The following is a 17,190-nucleotide window of genomic DNA, read 5'->3' as shown; positions in this document are numbered from 1 at the left end:
GGCCCGTCATCAGGCAGCGAGGCCCGTCATCAGGCAGCGAGGCCCGTCATCAGGCAGCGAGGCCCGTCATCAGGCGTCAACCGCCCTCGCGCTGCATGGAGGCGAGCTTGCGGGCCACATCCTCGACACTGCATTCCACGGTACGCCGGCCATGGGGCATCACGGCGCGATTTTCCGCCAATCCGGCTCCATAGGCCGGAATGTACCGTTCCGGCTCCGGACTCTCGCGGATTTCGAAACGCGGGGTCGGCTCCTCCTCCTCTTCCTCGTCCAACCGTGTTTCGAGGGTGGTTTCGAGTTTTTCCAGGCGCCCCTCGATCTTTTTCAGTCGTTCCTCCACGCCTCGGGACATGGCGACCAGCTTCTCCATGCGGCGCTCCTGGGACTCGAGGGGAATCAGCACCCCGACCAGAACCAGCAGCGCCAGGGATGCCTGATAGATCTCCGAGGACAACCCCGTGGTGTAGAAGAGGGCAAATCCCAACCCGAGCCCCACCAGGATTCCACGCAGCAGCTTGATCATTCCGCCTCTCCCCGTTTTGGATTCAAGGCATTCAACCGATTGACGTTCCGCAACAGATCCCCGTCATTCATCACCTTCTTCTCGGCGGCTGGGGATCCGCCCTCGAGCTTGCCGGGATGGATCGAGGGGATGAAGGGCATTTTCCGCGCCTCGACCTCGCGGACCACTTCGGTGGCCAACTCCGGATACTCCCTGGCGGTCACGGCCAGGAGGTGTTTGAGGCCATCCTCCTGGGCCTGCCGATTCCAACGCCGTCCCAGCCACACCAGCACCCCGGCGAACGCCAGACCCAAAAGCGCGAACAGCACTCCCCACGCTCCGCCGTTCCGCGCCTCCTGGGCGATACCACCACCGGCAGGGCCTTGAACCGCCGATGCCACCTCCCGTCCGGAGAGATCGCGCACCCCCTTTTCCAACACCGCCACCCGCTGCGCCAGGGCATCCTGATCGCCACGCGCCATCTCCAGGGAGGCGACGCGGGTATCGAGCTTGGCCTGCTGGGCCTGATTCTGTTTGAGCACCTCGGTCAACTCGCCCAACTGCCCCTGCAACCGGACCAACACGTTCTCCAGACCGCCGCCGGCTGGCGGGGCCACGCTCTGCAACTGGGCGCGGGGCGGGGTGGTATCCGGCAGGATCACCGGTTCGTCGCGCCCGGAGGCGGAGGATTTGGCCTCGGAGGCCGGGATCCTGGCCGCTTCGGGGCTGGAACTGGCCAGCAGGGCGGTCTGAGGGGGCGGCGGGACATTCTGGCCGGCCAGGGTCTGCTCCCAGGCCTTGGTGTGCGACAAACACATGGCCCGCGCCCAACGATCCGGAATCGCCCGCGCCTCGGCGACCGACGGAATGGTGAGCATGCCGCCGGAGATCAGGTTGTTCATGTTGCCGAGCAGAAAATGTTCCGGGTTGCGCTCGTAGATGCCGGCCATGATCTGATAGATGGTCACCGAGCGGCTTGAAACCAGGCCGCGGGCGATCGAGGTCAGGGTATCCCCCTCCTTGACCGGCCCGTACTGTTTGCCGGCGGCGGGCGTCTCGGCGGCGGCCTGCCCCTTGGCCGGCCTGGCGCCCCCTTTCGCCTCGGGCTTGGACTCCTCGGCGCGCGCCTCGACGACCGGTCTGGTCTCGGCGGGTCTGGTCTCGGCGGGTCTGGTCTCGGCGGGTCTGGTCTCGGCGGGTCTGGTCTCGGCGGGCGGTTTGATCTCGCTCTTTTTCAACTCCACGCCGCTCCTGGCCTCGACGGTGGCGGGCGGTTCCTTGTCGCGGCCATCCGGCTTGGGTGCGGTGGAACCGGCGATGCGAAAGACCGGGAAGTTGGTCTGTTTGGAAGAGGTGACCCGCAGCAGGAGATCGAATCCCTTCGGGTTCAAGGGGGTGTCGGAGGTGAGCCGAATGCGCGTTTCGCCGTCCTTTTCGAGGGTTTCGACCCGCACATTGTTGAGCATCTGGGCGCGATTGAGCCCCATGACCTTGTAATCGGCCTTGGAGCCCACCTTGACCAGTTTGAGCTTTTCGCCCTCGGCCAGACGCAGGGGGATTTCCGCCTGGAATTTCTGGCCCGAAGGGGATTGAACGGCGATCTCTCCCACCGCGAACGACCAGCCATCCATGGGCCGAAGGCCCATCAGGCCGATCAATCCCGCGAGAATCAGGCGCTTATCCACGTTGTCGATCCTTGCCCGCCAGTTCGAATGGTTCCCCAAGATGCGTTAAAGCGACTAGCATACCCTGGGAACAGACGCGCGACAAGTTATCATGTGGCAGGCTTGGCCAATCCGGGCTTACGTCATCAAGAAGCGCTGACTCTCTCCCTCCAGCACCAGACAGGTGAGGTGACCGGAATGATAGGCCCCGGTATCGATGCTGATCCGGTTCGAGGTGGTCATCGGGGTGGCCATCACCGTATGGCCATGCACGATCATCTTTTCGAACCGCCCTGGATAAAACAGGAACGGATCGCGGATCCAGAGCAGATCCGGCGGGGCCTGACGGTTGAGCGGAACGCCAGGTCGCACGCCGGCATGACAGAAAAAATAGTCCCCGATCTCGTGGCGGAAGCGCAAACCGGTGAAAAAGGCCTGATGGGTGGCCGGCATCGCCTCAAGCAATCGGTCGCGCAACGCGCGCATGCGCTCGTCGGCGGAGATCCGTCCCGGAACCCGCACCTGGTAGCTCAACGCCATGGCCATGCCGCCGTATTGGGGCCAACCGTGCCCGCCCACCGGATTGACCAGGAAATCCTCCATTTCCGCCTCGTGGTTACCCTTGAGGTAGATCGTCTCGCACCCGGTCAGGGGTTCGTCGAGCAGGATGTCGATCACCCCCTTGCTATCCTCGCCACGATCCACGTAATCCCCCAGATAGACCACCACCCGACGCACGGATTCGGGCAGATCGGCCCAATCCGCCCGGATCATTCCGTGCAACTGGCGCAACAGATCCGCGCGACCGTGGATATCCCCGATCGCATAGACCCGCATCCCCTCGGGCAGGGACGGGGTGTAGGGCGGGATGTGATCGTGATCCTCGACCCACTCCCCCAACTCCTCGTCGTCCTCGTCGTCATCCGTCATGGTCGGACGTCCCAGGAGCAACCGTTTGAAAAATCTCAACATGCCTTGTATCATCCTTCCGCCGAATACCCGATCCCGTTTCAACCCCTTCGTCTCCGATCGTCTCTCACCCGGCTCTTTTCGGCAATCCCCGCTCCGAACTCAAGCGCCAAGAACCGGTCAATTCCTCCACCCCGGCCCGGCAAAATTTGCCGCCCCACCCCTGATCAAACTCACGTCAACACGCATGGAATCACAATCGCCGCACCCGGCACGGAGATTGCTTTTTCCCAAACCAGGCCGTCCCCATTGCCGCCAAGCGACAAACTTGCTGGGGGGAGACCCCCCTCACCCCTTGACCATGGAACTCTGACGGACGAAAAGTTCCACGGTGCAGAGAACTGGAGCACACGATGATGATCTCGCCGATGAACATGGAATCCTGGATCAATCAAGCCCTGGCCATTGTCGAGGCCGGTCCGGAACACCCCGCCTTCGACGATGCCTGGGAGTACCTGGCCATGAGCAAGGAACCGCAGGTGCGTCAGGCGATGCGTCAGGCCATGGAGGAGATCTTCGGTCCCCATCCGGCGCCCACCGGCTACGACGACCTGGGCGAACCCTACTGGCGCACCTCGGTGATCGCCGCCTACCTGAACATCCCGGAAGACGAAATCCTCGAAACCGCGTATGAGATGAAGGAAAAATGGGGCTATTCGGCAGGCGTGGCCCAGACCCGCGAGCTGCATGCCGTCCATTGACCCGGCCAGACGCGAGGCAACCCCTCTCCCACGCCGACAAACAGGCCCAAAGGAATCGCCTCGAAAGGCGATTCCGCACACCGGAACCGCGCCAAACCCCCAGTGTCCGCGGAATCGTCGCCCCGCGATCTTGACCCGTTGCCACGGCATGGTCTAAAGTGGTGAGGTTGGCTCGCCGATCGGGCCAGACAAAAACCCTTCCCATCGCCACTTTGCCGAGAAGTTCAGCCGTGTCTGATCACACCCTGGAACCGGATCTCATCGAACGTCTGTTGCAAGACCCGATCCTGGGACTGAGCAACTACACCTCCCTGGCGCGCCTCATGCCGCTCATCGAGGTGCGGGAGTATCCCGTGGGCGCCATGCTCTGCCAGGCCAACAGCCCGGTCGAAGGACTGTTCCTGTTGAACGAAGGGCGCATCGCCCTCTCCCGACCCGACGGAACGCCGGTCACCGACCAGGAGGTCCGCTGCGGCGAAGAGAGCGCCACCGATTTCAAGGAGTGCCTGGTCCAGGCCGTGGTCGTCGAACCGGTTCAAGCCCTGTTCATTCCGCGCGCATCCGTCCAACTCCTGGCCGCCGAACAACCGATCATCAAACAGGCCAGCATCACCTCCCTGATGTCCCATGTCAGCGGACACCCTCTGAAACTCCCCACCCTCAAACAGTCCTCATCCGGCGAAATCCCCAGCACCTTCGCCACCCGCATCGGCTGGCTCCTGGCCATCCTCCTGCCGGCGGTGATGCTCTATTACGGCGAACAGCTCAATCTCGAATCCAACATCACTACCTTTCTGGCCATCTCCACGGCCACCATCCTGATGTGGATGTTCTCCCTGGTCGATGACTACATCCCAGGACTGTTCGCCATCGTCTCCATCCTGATGGCCGGTCTGGTGCCACCCACGGTGGTGCTCTCCGGATTCTCCTCCAACAGTTTCCTGATGGCCATGAGCATCCTCGGCCTGAGCACCGTCATCGCCTCGTCGGGACTCGGCTACCGCACCTTGCTGCTGCTCCTCTACCGTCTGCCCAACACCCGTTTCTGGAACAACCTCGGCCTGATCCTGATCGGATTCGTGCTCACGCCGCTGATTCCCTCGATCAACGCCCGACTCGCCATGGTCACCCCCTTCTTCACCGACATGGTGAAAAGCCTGCGCCTGGCCCCCGAAGGGAAAGCCGCCACCCGCCTGGCCATCAGCGCCTTCACCGGCGTCTCGCTGATGTCGGCCATGTTCATCACCAGCAAGTCCGTCAACTTCGCCATGTTCAGCCTGCTGCCCACCCAGGCGCAGGACCAGTTCCAGGGATTCCGCTGGCTCGTCGCCGCCGGCGTCTTCGGGCTCTCCATGCTGGTCGCCCATATCATCGGCGACCTGCTGCTCATGCGCACCCGGGAACAACCCCAACTCGACAAATCCCGCGTTGCCCTGCAACTCCAGCTCCTCGGCAAACTCAAACACCGCGAATGGGCCGCCCTGCTCGGCATCGGCGTCTTCATCCTCGGCATGATGACCGCTTCCTGGCACCAGATCCAACCCACCCTGCTCGGCATGTCGATCTTCTATGCCCTGCTGCTGTTCGGCTCGCTGCGCAAGAAGGAACTCACCGAAAAGATCGATTGGCCCTTCCTGCTCTATCTGGGGGAACTCACCGGCCTGGTGAGCGTGTTCAACTACCTGGGACTCGATCAACACCTGGCCTCCGCGCTGCCCACCCTGGGCGCCACCATGCGCGACAACTTCGAACTCTTCGTGCTGCTGCTCTTCGTGATGATCTCCGTGGTGCGACTGGTCATCCCCATCAGCATCACCATCGTCATCCTCATCACCATTTTCATGCCCCTGGCGGAAATCTATGGCATAAGTCCCTGGATCGTCGGCTTCATCATCCTGATCTTCGGCGAAATCTGGTTCATGCCCTACCAGTGCTCCTATTACCAAAAATACCAGGAGATCAACAAAAACCAACCGCTCTACAAAGACTCCTCCTTCCTGCTCTTCAACGCCCTGATGAACATCTTCCGTCTGCTGGCCATCTACGCCTCGTTCCCCTATTGGCGCGCCATGGGTCTCTTATGAACCGCTCCTCCTGGTCCCTCCAGAAATGGCTCATCGGCTTTTTCTGCATCGCCTCGGTGCTGGTCACCGGCTGGTTCAACGCCAACAAACCCCGTCTGGTGATCCTGCAAAGCTACGACAAGAGCTACTCCTGGACCAAGGACGTGAACATCGGCATCAACCGTGTCCTGGATGCCCATCGCGATTACACCATCAACTGGTACTACCTCGACACCAAGCGCCACCCCTGGACCGAATTCAAGACCAACGCCGGACAGGCCATGCGCCGCATGCTCAACGCCTCGCCGCCGGACGTGCTCCTGGCCGTGGACGACGACGCCCAACAGTACGTCACCCGCCATTTTCTCAACCACCCCACGGTCCGCGTCGTCTTCTCCGGGGTCAACAACCCACCCGAAGACTACGGCTTCGACAAGGCGGACAACATCACCGGCATCCTGGAACGCAAACCCTGGGCCGCGCTCCGGGAAACGCTGCTCATCCTGGCCGAATACAACGACCTGAAAAAACCCCTGACGATCCAGTTTCTCGGGGATCAGTCGGATTCGGTGATCGCCGACGAGATCGATTTCCGGGAGTTCGACATGGCCCCGATCCAGGTGGTCGATTCCCGACTGGTCAACACCTTCGCGGAGTGGAAACAGGCCCTGGCCGAGAGCGCCGGCAAGGTCGATTTTCTGATCACCACCAACTACCGCAAGATCAAACGCACCGAGGGAAGCAACGACCTGATGCAGCCCAGAGAGTTGATCGACTGGAGCGAAAAACACTCCCCGACCCCGCTGATCGGTACCAACGCCTTCTACGCCGAGGACGGCGGCATGCTGGCCATCGGCACCTCCCCCTACGAACAAGGCGAGGTGGCCGCGAACATGGTGGTGGAACTGCTCTCCAACGACAAGAGCCCCAAACAGCTGCCCATGCGCAGCACCGAACAGTTCGTGGTGGCGGTGCGCTCCAAACTGCTCGCCGACCGCAACCTGAAACTGCCCAAGGTGTATGAATCGGCGGCCCGGTCCATCAACAAATATTATTGAACCAAATCCAGCGCACCCACTCTATATGCGTTGCATCCCAAAACATGCCGGTTGGGGGAAAAAAAACCTCACCCCCGACCGTGGACCTCCCGCAAGAGCGTTCCACGGTAAAAGTCACGCATCCGGAAACCGCAAGATTGATATTTCTGAATGTATCCTCTATCTTCACAACGAACCGGCAAGATGCCATCCACCCGGAATCCCGGATGCCGACACACGGTTTTACCAGGCGCCATCCAGGACCTCATGACCATCTCTCTATCCGAACCTTTCACGAAGGAGTCCATTCCATGTCCATTTCCCTGACTCTCAGCGCGGCCACCAAACTGGGTGAGTTGTTGCAAGAGGAGAACAATCCCCAAACCAAGCTGCGTATCTTCGTCTCCGGCGGAGGCTGTTCGGGTTTCAAGTACGGCTTCACCTTCGACGACACCCAGGAGGAGGGCGACACCCTGATCGAATCCCATGGGGCCAAGGTGTTGGTCGATCCCACCTCGCTGGGCATGCTGGCCGGTGCCGAGGTCGATTACGTCGAGGATCTCTCCGGCGCCCAGTTCGTCATCCGCAACCCCAACGCCTCCAGCTCCTGCGGCTGTGGCCAGTCGTTCACCCCGAACAGCATGGGCGGGTGTTCCAACGCCTGATTCGGGTCGATCCCCCGACTCGACACGGATGCAACCGGAAAAATTCAGAAAAAAGATCCATTCTCCGGTTGCATCCCAGGCATGGCCATACCATATAATTCGCATGCATCCAGTCTGGTCCGTTTTCTTCACCCGAGTGCGAACAGGTATCCGCCATGGCTGACGATTCCCCAAAGAACGACGATCCCAACGCACCCGCAACCCCCACGGTCGAAGCCGTCTCCCCGCCGGCGGACGAGAACGTCGCCGAAAAAACCGAACCCAAGGTCGCGCCCCCACCCGCTCGGGTCGAGGATGTGCTGCCTCCGGAGCTGGTGATCTACCCGCTGGGTGGTCGCCCCTTCTTTCCGGGCATGCTCACCCCGATCCAGGTGGAGGGTTCGCCCTACTACGACACCATCAAATACGCCCTGCACTCGCCCGGCAAGATGTTCGGCATCGTGTTGAGCCACGCCGAGGATGGCGAGGAGGTGTTCAACGCCGACAAGCTGTACCGTTTCGGCGCGGTGGCCCGCATCATGGAAGCGGCGGTCAACGACGAGGACAAGCAGATCAAACTGCTCGCCGAGGGGATCGCCCGGTTCGAGATCATGGAGATCGTCAAACCCGGTCCGCCGATCGTGGCCCGCGTGATCCATCACGACAAGATCTCCCTGCATCTGGATCTGGACGCGCTCAAGCCCTACACCATGGCGGTGATCAGCGCCCTGAAGGAGATCCTGAAATACGACTCGCTCTACCAGGAGCAGGTCAAGATGTTCCTGTCGCGCCACAACTTCGGCGAACCGGATCGTCTGGCCGATTTCGTCGCCTCCATGACCAGCTCCAAACGCGAGGAACTGCAAGAGGTGCTCGAGACCCTCAACGTGCGCGAGCGGTTGGAGAAGGTGCTCGGGCTGTTGAAAAAAGAGCTGGAGATGGTCAAGTTGCAAGACAAGATCTCCCGTCAGGTCGAGGAGGGCATCTCCAAGAACCAGCGGCAGTTCTTTCTGCGCGAGCAGTTGAAGGAGATCCAGAAGGAACTCGGCATCACCAAGGACGATCGCACCGCCGACATGGAGCGGTTCCGCGAACGGGTGGAGAAGCTCAACCTCACCGACGAACCCAAAAAACGGATCGAAGAGGAGCTGGACAAGCTCTCGATTCTGGAGACCGGCTCCTCGGAGTACGGGGTGACGCGCAATTATGTGGATTGGCTCACCAGTCTGCCGTGGGGAATCCACACCAAAGACAAACTCGACATCGGTCGGGCGCGCCAGGTGCTCAACAAGGATCACGACGCCTTGAACGATGTCAAGGAGCGGATCCTGGAGTTTCTGGCGGTGGGCAAGCTCAAGGGGGAGATCGGCGGTTCGATCATCCTGCTGGTCGGTCCTCCGGGGGTGGGCAAGACCTCGATCGGTCGTTCGGTGGCCCGGGCCGTGGGTCGAAAGTTCTTCCGCTTTTCGGTGGGCGGCATGCGCGACGAGGCGGAGATCAAGGGCCATCGCCGCACCTACGTGGGGGCCATGCCCGGCAAAATGATCCAGGCGCTGCGCCGCACGGAAACCTCCAATCCGATCATCATGCTCGACGAGGTGGACAAGATCGGCGCCAGCTATCACGGCGATCCGGCCTCGGCACTTCTGGAGGTGCTCGATCCGGAGCAGAACAGCGAGTTTCTCGATCACTACCTGGACGTGCGCTTCGATCTCTCCAAGATCCTGTTCATCTGCACCGCCAACCAGCTCGACACCATCCCGCAGCCGCTTTTGGACCGCATGGAGGTGATCCGTCTTTCGGGTTACATCACCGAAGAGAAGATCAAGATCGCCCGCAACCACCTGATCCCCAAGCAGTACGACAAAAACGGCATGCAGTATGCCCAGCTGCGCATCAGCAACGACGCGGTGCGGGTGATCGTGGATGGCTACGCCCGCGAGGCCGGGGTGCGGCGTCTGGAACAAAAAATCGCCGCCATCGTCCGCAAGGCGGCGGTGAAGATCCTGGAGGAGAAGGCCGCCATTCCGATCCGGGTCGGCAAGGATCAGGTGGAGGAGTTTCTGGGCAAGCCGAGTTTCCGCGACGAACAGCCGTTCAGCGGCGTGGGGGTGGTGACCGGTCTGGCCTGGACCGCCATGGGCGGTGCCACGCTCGATGTGGAGGCGGTCAATCCGGGCGGCGAGAAGGCCGGCCTGACCCTGACCGGTGCCCTGGGCGACGTGATGAAGGAGTCGGCCCACATCGCCATGAGCTATGTATCCGCCAACTGCGCCATTTTGGGCGGGGATGCCAAGATTCTCACCCACAATCCGGTCCATCTGCATGTGCCGGAGGGTGCGACCCCGAAGGATGGTCCCTCGGCGGGCATCACCATGGCCACGGCCATGCTCTCGCTGGCCAAGAGCCAGCCGGTGAACCGTCGCCTGGCCATGACCGGCGAGATCACCCTGACCGGCCAGGTGCTGGCCGTGGGCGGCATCCGCGAAAAGGTGATCGCTGCCCGCCGGGTTGGCATCCGCGAACTGATCCTGCCCGAGGCGTGCCGCAAAAGCTACGAGGAGGTACCGGACCACATCCGCGAGGGGTTCACGGTCCACTTCGTGCAAAAATACCCACAGGTGGCCAGGCTGGTTTTTGGGGGGTGATCCATACGCCAAAGCCATTCCAACAACGCTTCTCCGAGCCCCCGCAAAAAGCTGTTTCTGGCAAAAAACGGGCTTTGCAACCTGTTGATTTTGCTAAACCATGTCCACCATGAATACCGGGTGAAGGAACTTTTTGCGGGGGCCTTCAAGCCACATGGGCTTCCAAATACCCCCTCAAGACCTCCACGAACCGGCGCATCTCCTCCAACGGCCCGAGGGTCAAACGGAAGGTCTTGACCAGGGATGGGGCCACCATCGGGCGTACCAGAATCCCGTTGGCCTTCATGTACGCCACCACCCCATCCCGATCCTCGGGCTCCACCAGCATGAAGTTGGCCGCCGCCGGATAGAACTTGACCCCCATCTCCCGCAACGCCGCCTCGATGAACGGCTTGCCCTCCCCCATCACCGCCTCCACGTACCGGGCCGCGTGCGGCAGACCCAACTGGGCATCGGCCACCGCCAACGCGCACACATTCACATCGAACGGACCGCGCACCTTGTAGAGTTCGCGAATCAGCTCCCTGTGCGCCACCACATACCCCAAACGCAGTCCGGCCATGGCATACGCCTTGGAAAAGGTGCGCACCACGATCAGGTTGGGGAACTCCCCCAGCCAATCCAGACAGCTCACGCCGGTGAACTCGTAATAGGCTTCGTCCACGATCACCGGCAACTCCGGATGACGGGTCAGCACCTCCCGAATCACCCCCTCGGGCACGGCGGTACCGGTCGGATTGTTCGGATTGATCAGCACGATCAGACGTGTACGCGCATCGATGGCCTCGAAAAATCGCGCCTCGGGAAAACGCATCCCGGTGTCGAAGGGCACACCCTGGACCGTGGCGCCGATCACCTGCGCCACATGCGAAAAGATCGGAAACTCCGGTCGAGCCACCACCATGCCGTCGCCGGGATTCAAGAAGGCCCGCAACAGCACCTCGAGCCCCTGATCCGAACCGTTGGTGATGATCAGGTTCTCCTCGGCCACCCCGACATGCGCGGCCAGTTTCGGCAAGAACGCCTGATACTCCGGATAGCGCGACACCGCCCCGCTCTCCCAGAGCCGTTCCAGGGCCGGTCGGATCTCCGGCGGCAGGGCACGGGTGTTTTCATTCAGATCCAGGCGCAGATACCGTGTCCGGTCCAGACCGGTCCAGGGCGGCGCGTAGGCCGACATGGCCTGGATGTTGGTTCGAACCTTGGGAACAGTCATCGTCTCTCCTACTCGCGGGAATCGGAAGCCATGCCATCACTCGACTTGCTGGTTTCCAGGCCGACCCGATGCATCTGAATCTTGCGCAACTCCTTGCGAAACTCGGGAAACGCGGCCATCACCTCATCAAAATCCTTCTTGTCGAGCTTCAAGGTGTTGCAGGCGGTGATGGCGCGAATGTTGGCCATGCGCACCGTATCCTGCAACAGGGCGATCTCGCCGAAGACATCCTTGGTGCGCAATTTGGCGATCAAATCGCCCGATTGATTGGTCACCGCCACCACGCCATGCACCAGGATGTACATCTCACGTCCCACCTCGCCGATATGGATGATCTCTTCGCCGGGCAGAAACATCTCGCTGGTCAGACGCGCGCCGAGGGCCTCCAGAAGCTCCGGGCTGGCCTTGCCAAACAAAGGTCCGCGCCGCAACAGATGGACGTTGACATGTTGATGGATCCGTTCGCTCAACTTGGCGGGCAGATCGCGCAGAATCTCCGCGCCTCCGGCGCTGTGTTCCATCAGATAGTGGCGATAGAAGCTGAAAATATCGTTCTGCAACGAGGCCGGCAGATCGTATTGCTGCATGAAGGCGGCCAGATGGGCGATTTTCTCCTTGGTCTGCTTGCGCAGAATGTTGGAATTCACGATCAACGTGGAGATCTGACCGATGATGTACGCATAGATCGCCACACCCAACATCATCACGAACATGGCGAACAGTCGTCCGCCATCGGTTTGCGGGGTGATGTCCCCATACCCCACCGTGGCCATGGTGGTCACGGTCCAATAGTACCCCTTGATGATGAAGGTCCGTAAACTCTCCTCCGGCAGTTGATCGATGATCATCATCCAGATGCTGGCACACCAACTGGTGATGGTCAGGATCCAGAAGAACATCACGAACAGCTGTTCGGTCACCGTGGCCGGCAGCGCGGTCCCCTGCACACGCAGCAGGTGCGGCAGACGCAAGATCCGCAGCATGCGCACGGCGGCAGCCCACATCGCCAATTCCGGCAAACCCAGAATGATGCAGGCCAGATCCCAGGGGATGGTGGCCAGCAGATCGCTGACAAAATAACTTTTAATGTATTTTTCCCGAATCGCCTCCGGACGGGTCAACAGTTCCCCGTCATCCATGATGGCGGTACGAAAGTTGAGCCACAGATCCATGACATAGATCGCAGTCAGCACCAGATTGACCGTCTGCGACCACTCCGGAACACCGATATTCGGCACCAGAAACAGCGGCACGGTCCAGGTATACCAGATCGTGGCCACCAGAATCAGATAGTTCCACACTCGACGCGCGGGACTGTCGGGCAGGATCACGCGCGATTCGTCCTCGCTGGCTTTTTCCATGGTGGGAATCCTTGCTTATTCAAAAAGAGAGGCCAAAAGGGAGAACGCCCTTCCAAAGAAGCGCTCTTCCGGGCGTTCCCCGGCACATTTCAACTCCAGCGTCCCACGAAACGGCCATCCGGCCACTCCGGAGCATGGATCGGTTCGCCGAGATCGGCGGCGATCAGACGACGCCGAACCTCGAGCAGCCGTTCCACCAGGGCCGGTTCGATGTTGTCGTACCCGGACTCGTCCTCCTGACGGTTGACCACGATCCCCAACAGTTCGGTGATGGCATTGCCCACCGAGTTCTGACTGATGGTGACGATGAGCCGGTCGTGATCGTCCCGGTAGAGGATCTGCTTGTAGGCCGGACGCCAGCGGATGTCGTTGGCGAAGCGGGGATCGGCCTTGACATGATCGCGCACGTCCCGCGCCACCTGGGCGAACTGGTTGCTGAACAGCAGGATCTTCTCCACCTGTTCCGGAAAATAGACCCCCTCGGGAATGCCGGCCCCACGGGTCGAGACCTGGGCGAAAAAGGTGCGGTAGAAATCCAGAAAGCCCTTGAGAATCAGATCGTATTCATTCCAAAAACAAGGATTTCCCAGTTGTTCGGCACCGCCGGTCACCTCCCAGCTCGGCAGTCCGTGGGGATAGCCGGTCACCGCGATGCGCGCGGAGTCGTCCTCCACCGGTTTGAGGATCCGCAAGTCCAGAACCTCCAGAAACCGTCGGTAGACATCGGAGAGATGGCGCAGGAACAGGCTGTTGTGGCCGCTGTCGGTGAGATTGGAATCATCCGGATTGGCCAGGGGGGCATTGACGATCGATGCCTGGGGGAAAACGATGAAATGGTTGTGGATCATCCGGATGCTCGGCACGCCCGGCTTGTTAAGCGGCCAAGTGGCATCCAGGCTCGCCTCGCCGCACAGGATCAGGGCCTTGGCCGGATCCGGATATTTTTCCAGCATGTATTCAAGGATGATCTGGGTCATGCGACTCCAGACGTTCTTTTGCTGTCTGGTCAACTGATCGCGACGCACCGGACGGCCCAGGGGATCGAGGATGCGCCGCGAGGTGTCGAGCATGATCGAGGTATCGAACTCGACGCTGTGCCCGAGCAGCTTGCGATAGAGCAGAAACCCCTCCTCATTGACCAGCAGGCCGTTCTCCTTGGCCAGATGTTCCAGATTGGCGGCGCTGTTGAAAAACTCCACGGCGGACATCCCTTCCGGGATCTTCAGGGGGATCTTGCGACGTGGGGTGACGATGGAACGGGGTCCGATGATCATGCTTTTGACCAATGATCCTTGCAACAGGGGGTATGGACGACCAGTCGTTGATGGTTTGATTGATTGTCTGCAAGAGGCTGTCTGGTGATTGCAAACGGTCTGCGCGGCCCATGAATGGCCGGCCAAATCGCGCAGCAATTTGTTCGAGCACGGTTGTTCGAAGCGTTCGAACCGTGCTTGTTTGGTGGTTCCCTTCATGGAATCACCAAACAGCCTCTAAATAAACACCGCGATCCGTATCCTTGTCGGCCAATTCGATGGCCTGCTCAAGATGAAAAAGCCCCTCGATCGACGTTCGGCATGAGAATCGCGGCGCCCCCCCTCGGGACGCTCCGACGCGATCGGAAGGTCCGGGGGTTTGGGGATCATGCGGGCCCCTCCGTGCCCATGCCGGACTGAAACGCCCAGGTGGTGGCGCACATCTGGGCAAGCGTCCGCCGGGCGGTCCAGTTCAGAAGTCGGTGCGCCTTCTCCGGATTGGCGTAGCAACTGGCCGAATCACCGGGACGACGTGGCGCGATCCGATACGGTACGGGCCGACCGCTGGCCACCTCGAAGGCCCGGATCATTTCGAGCACGCTGTACCCCTGGCCGGTGCCCAGATTGATCACCTGCCATCCAGGGTGCGCATTCAGGTAGACCACCGCGCTGGCATGCCCCTCGGCCAGATCCATCACATGGATGAAATCGCGCACCCCCGTGCCATCCGGCGTGGGATAGTCATTGCCGAACACTTGGAGTTCGGCCAACTCTCCCGTGGCGACCCGGGCGATGTAGGGCATGAGATTGTTGGGAAGCCCTTGAGGATGTTCGCCGATCAGCCCGCTTTCATGCGCGCCAACCGGATTGAAGTAGCGCAGACAGACGATCCGCCACTCCGGGTCGGAGCGGGCCAGATCGTGCAAGATCTCCTCGACGTGCAGCTTGGTGCGACCATAGGGGTTGGTAACCCCGGTGGGATGGCATTCATCCACCGGCAGATAGCGCGGTTCGCCATAGACATTGGCGCTGCTGCTAAAGACCAGGGCGCGCGTGCCCACCACGCGCATGGCTTGCAGGAGGCTGATCGATCCCTGCACGTTGTTGGCGTAATAGTCGAGGGGAATCTCCAGGGACTCCCCAACCACTTTGAGCCCCGCGAAGTGGATGACCGTTTCGATGGCATGGTGGCGCAGGGTGTGACGAAGCCGATCGGTATCCCGCACGTCGCCGGATACGAACAGCGGAGGCACGCCGGTGATCCGTTCCAACCGTTCGGCCATGACCTGGGCGCTGTTGGAAAGGTTGTCGTAAAGCACCACCCGATGACCCGCCAGGGTCAGGGCGACCGCCGTGTGACTGCCGATATATCCCATGCCGCCGGTGAGAAGAAGATTCATCCGCGAGGCCCTTCCAGGTTTCAAGACTGACGCATCATGATGCCCACCCCTCACCGCACCCGGAAAGCGTCCGCGGGAGATCCCCGGACACGCCACGACACGGTTCCGGACGCCATCATGGGATATTCCCGTGGCACTCCCGCAAGGGAGATGCACGGTCCGGGAGTGCATGCACCACCCCCATCATGCCAGTTTACCATTGTAGCACAGCCTCATGACGGCAAAAAATGCATCTTGCCGCACTGGATTAAAAAAAATCATCCTTTCCATCCACACCCGATTCAATCGAAAATTCCCTGTCGAGACAGGTAGTCAACCGGTCAAGATGGGACTATACTGGCACGGTCGGTCCACCATGATTCCAGATCCGGCCCAATGGGTTCACCCCTCACGGTCGCGAACCTGCGAAACAACCGGGCACCACCCGCGCCGGGACCCTCCATCCAGTCACACCAACGAGGCAGCAAAACACATGCAACCGCTTCTGACAAGGTTCGCATTCCGAACCGTGGTCGCGACGACCCTTCTTCTGGCCGCATGCTCCGCGGAAAAAAACGACGCCAAACCCGCCGGCCCACCCCCGGTGCTGGTCACCGTGGCACCCGTGACGCAGAAAAACAGACCGGTGACCATCCAGGCCATGGGCAATGCCGAGGCGTGCCACGCGGTGGCGATCAAGTCACGGGTGGACGGCGAGATCGTCAAGGCCCATATCCTCGATGGCCAGGAAGTTCAACAAGGCCAACCGCTCTTCGACCTCGACGACCGCCCCTTCCAGTACCGGCTCAGGCAGCTCAAGGCCAATCTGGAGCGCGACCAGGCCCTGTTGGAGAACGCCCGCACCAAGGAGCATCGCCAGTCGGTGCTCAACAAGCAAAACCTCTCGTCCGAGGAGACCCTGGCCGGTCTCGTCGCCACCCGCCAGGCCGCCGAAGCCACGGTCGCCGCCGATCGCGCCGCCATCGCCGAGGGGGAGTTGCAGTTGGCCTTCACCCGCATCGCCGCGCCGATCACCGGCATGGCCGGTCGTATCCTCCTCCAGCCCGGCAACCTGGTCAAGGCCAACGACACCAACCCTCTGGTCACCCTGCAACAGATGGATCCGATCTGCATCTCCTTCACGGTCGCCGAATCCCATCTGGCCGAAATCCGCCACCATCACGCCAAAACACCCCTCACCCTGGAGATCCAGCCCAACCGCGGCAACGGTCCCAGCGTGCCGGGCACCCTGCTCTCCCTCGACAATCTCGTCGATCGCCAGACCGGCACCATCCGCCTCAAGGCCCAGGCGGCCAACGGAGCGCGTCATCTCTGGCCCGGCCTGTTCATCACCCTGACGCTGAAACTCACCGAGCGTCCCGATGCCCTGGTGATCCCGACCCGCGCGGTGCAAACCGGCTCGAGCGGCCCCTTCGTCTACGTGGTTCAAAAGGATTTGACCGTCGAGTCCCGCCCCCTGACCATCGCCCAGGAAGACAAGGATGAGATCGTGATCACCTCCGGGGTTTCCGCCGGCGAGAGCGTGGTCACGGTCGGCCAGTGGCGGCTCAAACCCGGCGCCAAGGTGGAGATCTCCCAAGGCGCCCCGGACACCAAGGCCGATCAAGAGCCCCAGACGGCCCGATAACTCGACGTGATGGGGGGGTAGAACCCCCTCATCCCCCGACTGCGGATCTCCCTGACGGAGGTCCCGCGGTCAAACCAGTCCATCCCGCGCACCGGTGTCCCTGCC

13 protein-coding genes are annotated in these 17,190 nt (G+C 61.3%); 6 read left to right on the top strand and 7 right to left on the bottom strand.

From position 1 onward, the window contains the following. Positions 1-76: 76 nt before the first annotated feature. From ACV4UY_RS06575 to ACV4UY_RS06565, 3 genes are all read right to left on the bottom strand, one after another. Positions 77-523 (bottom strand): hypothetical protein, encoded by a 447-nt coding sequence (locus tag ACV4UY_RS06575; protein WP_491606818.1) that lies wholly within the window; start codon positions 521-523, stop codon positions 77-79. Then, positions 520-2,187 carry a type IV pilus assembly protein FimV gene (locus ACV4UY_RS06570; protein ID WP_491606817.1) on the bottom strand — a complete coding sequence of 556 codons (1,668 nt, stop codon included), beginning with the start codon at positions 2,185-2,187 and terminating at the stop codon, positions 520-522. The genes ACV4UY_RS06575 and ACV4UY_RS06570 overlap by 4 nt, the downstream gene beginning before the upstream one ends. A 117-nt stretch (positions 2,188-2,304) precedes the next feature. Continuing rightward, entirely contained in the window at positions 2,305-3,138 is an 834-nt protein-coding gene (locus ACV4UY_RS06565; RefSeq protein WP_491606816.1) for a metallophosphoesterase family protein, read from the bottom strand. A gap of 350 nt (positions 3,139-3,488) precedes the next feature. Between ACV4UY_RS06565 and ACV4UY_RS06560 the strand changes: the two genes are divergently transcribed. From ACV4UY_RS06560 to lon, 5 genes are all read left to right on the top strand, one after another. Further along, the gene (locus ACV4UY_RS06560) at positions 3,489-3,836 is read left to right on the top strand and encodes a hypothetical protein (RefSeq protein WP_420904752.1); all 348 of its coding nucleotides are present in this window, start codon (positions 3,489-3,491) and stop codon (positions 3,834-3,836) included. A gap of 230 nt (positions 3,837-4,066) precedes the next feature. Further along, positions 4,067-5,920, top strand: a complete 1,854-nt coding sequence (locus ACV4UY_RS06555) for an SLC13 family permease (protein WP_491606815.1) — start codon at positions 4,067-4,069, stop codon at positions 5,918-5,920. Next, complete coding sequence (locus tag ACV4UY_RS06550) at positions 5,917-6,957, top strand: ABC transporter substrate-binding protein (protein ID WP_491606814.1); 1,041 nt, start codon at positions 5,917-5,919, stop codon at positions 6,955-6,957. The genes ACV4UY_RS06555 and ACV4UY_RS06550 overlap by 4 nt, the downstream gene beginning before the upstream one ends. 290 nt (positions 6,958-7,247) lie before the next feature. Further along, complete coding sequence (erpA, locus tag ACV4UY_RS06545; RefSeq protein ID WP_491606813.1) at positions 7,248-7,601, top strand: iron-sulfur cluster insertion protein ErpA; 354 nt, start codon at positions 7,248-7,250, stop codon at positions 7,599-7,601. 155 nt (positions 7,602-7,756) lie between these two features. After that, entirely contained in the window at positions 7,757-10,228 is a 2,472-nt protein-coding gene (gene lon, locus ACV4UY_RS06540; protein ID WP_491606812.1) for an endopeptidase La, read from the top strand. Between the two features lie 145 nt (positions 10,229-10,373). On the opposite strand, the gene ACV4UY_RS06535 is transcribed toward lon, so the two are convergent. The 4 genes from ACV4UY_RS06535 to galE form a co-directional block, all read right to left on the bottom strand. Beyond that, positions 10,374-11,444: a pyridoxal phosphate-dependent aminotransferase gene (locus ACV4UY_RS06535; RefSeq protein WP_491606811.1), complete on the bottom strand. Its 1,071-nt coding sequence runs from the start codon at positions 11,442-11,444 to the stop codon at positions 10,374-10,376. A gap of 8 nt (positions 11,445-11,452) precedes the next feature. Next, positions 11,453-12,805, bottom strand: coding sequence for an ion transporter (locus ACV4UY_RS06530; RefSeq protein WP_491606810.1), 1,353 nt, complete (start codon positions 12,803-12,805; stop codon positions 11,453-11,455). 89 nt (positions 12,806-12,894) lie between these two features. Next, positions 12,895-14,079, bottom strand: a complete 1,185-nt coding sequence (locus ACV4UY_RS06525) for a hypothetical protein (protein ID WP_491606809.1) — start codon at positions 14,077-14,079, stop codon at positions 12,895-12,897. 365 nt (positions 14,080-14,444) lie between these two features. Further along, positions 14,445-15,458 carry a UDP-glucose 4-epimerase GalE gene (gene galE, locus ACV4UY_RS06520; protein ID WP_491606808.1) on the bottom strand — a complete coding sequence of 338 codons (1,014 nt, stop codon included), beginning with the start codon at positions 15,456-15,458 and terminating at the stop codon, positions 14,445-14,447. Between the two features lie 508 nt (positions 15,459-15,966). Here galE and ACV4UY_RS06515 point away from each other — a divergent pair. Further along, positions 15,967-17,085 (top strand): efflux RND transporter periplasmic adaptor subunit, encoded by a 1,119-nt coding sequence (locus tag ACV4UY_RS06515; protein ID WP_491606807.1) that lies wholly within the window; start codon positions 15,967-15,969, stop codon positions 17,083-17,085. Positions 17,086-17,190: the final 105 nt, after the last annotated feature.

This window comes from Candidatus Magnetaquiglobus sp., assembly GCF_058402785.1.
Note: the sequence above shows the minus strand (reverse complement) of the source record. Positions and strands in the feature narration are given on the sequence as shown.

Coding starts and splice junctions, on each gene's coding strand:
- ACV4UY_RS06575 (WP_491606818.1), bottom strand. CDS start 523: ATGATCAAGCTGCTGCGTGGAATCCTGGTGGGGCTCGGGTTGGGATTT.
- ACV4UY_RS06565 (WP_491606816.1), bottom strand. CDS start 3,138: ATGTTGAGATTTTTCAAACGGTTGCTCCTGGGACGTCCGACCATGACG.
- ACV4UY_RS06560 (WP_420904752.1), top strand. CDS start 3,489: ATGATGATCTCGCCGATGAACATGGAATCCTGGATCAATCAAGCCCTG.
- ACV4UY_RS06550 (WP_491606814.1), top strand. CDS start 5,917: ATGAACCGCTCCTCCTGGTCCCTCCAGAAATGGCTCATCGGCTTTTTC.
- erpA (WP_491606813.1), top strand. CDS start 7,248: ATGTCCATTTCCCTGACTCTCAGCGCGGCCACCAAACTGGGTGAGTTG.
- lon (WP_491606812.1), top strand. CDS start 7,757: ATGGCTGACGATTCCCCAAAGAACGACGATCCCAACGCACCCGCAACC.
- ACV4UY_RS06535 (WP_491606811.1), bottom strand. CDS start 11,444: ATGACTGTTCCCAAGGTTCGAACCAACATCCAGGCCATGTCGGCCTAC.
- ACV4UY_RS06530 (WP_491606810.1), bottom strand. CDS start 12,805: ATGGAAAAAGCCAGCGAGGACGAATCGCGCGTGATCCTGCCCGACAGT.
- ACV4UY_RS06525 (WP_491606809.1), bottom strand. CDS start 14,079: ATGATCATCGGACCCCGTTCCATCGTCACCCCACGTCGCAAGATCCCC.
- galE (WP_491606808.1), bottom strand. CDS start 15,458: ATGAATCTTCTTCTCACCGGCGGCATGGGATATATCGGCAGTCACACG.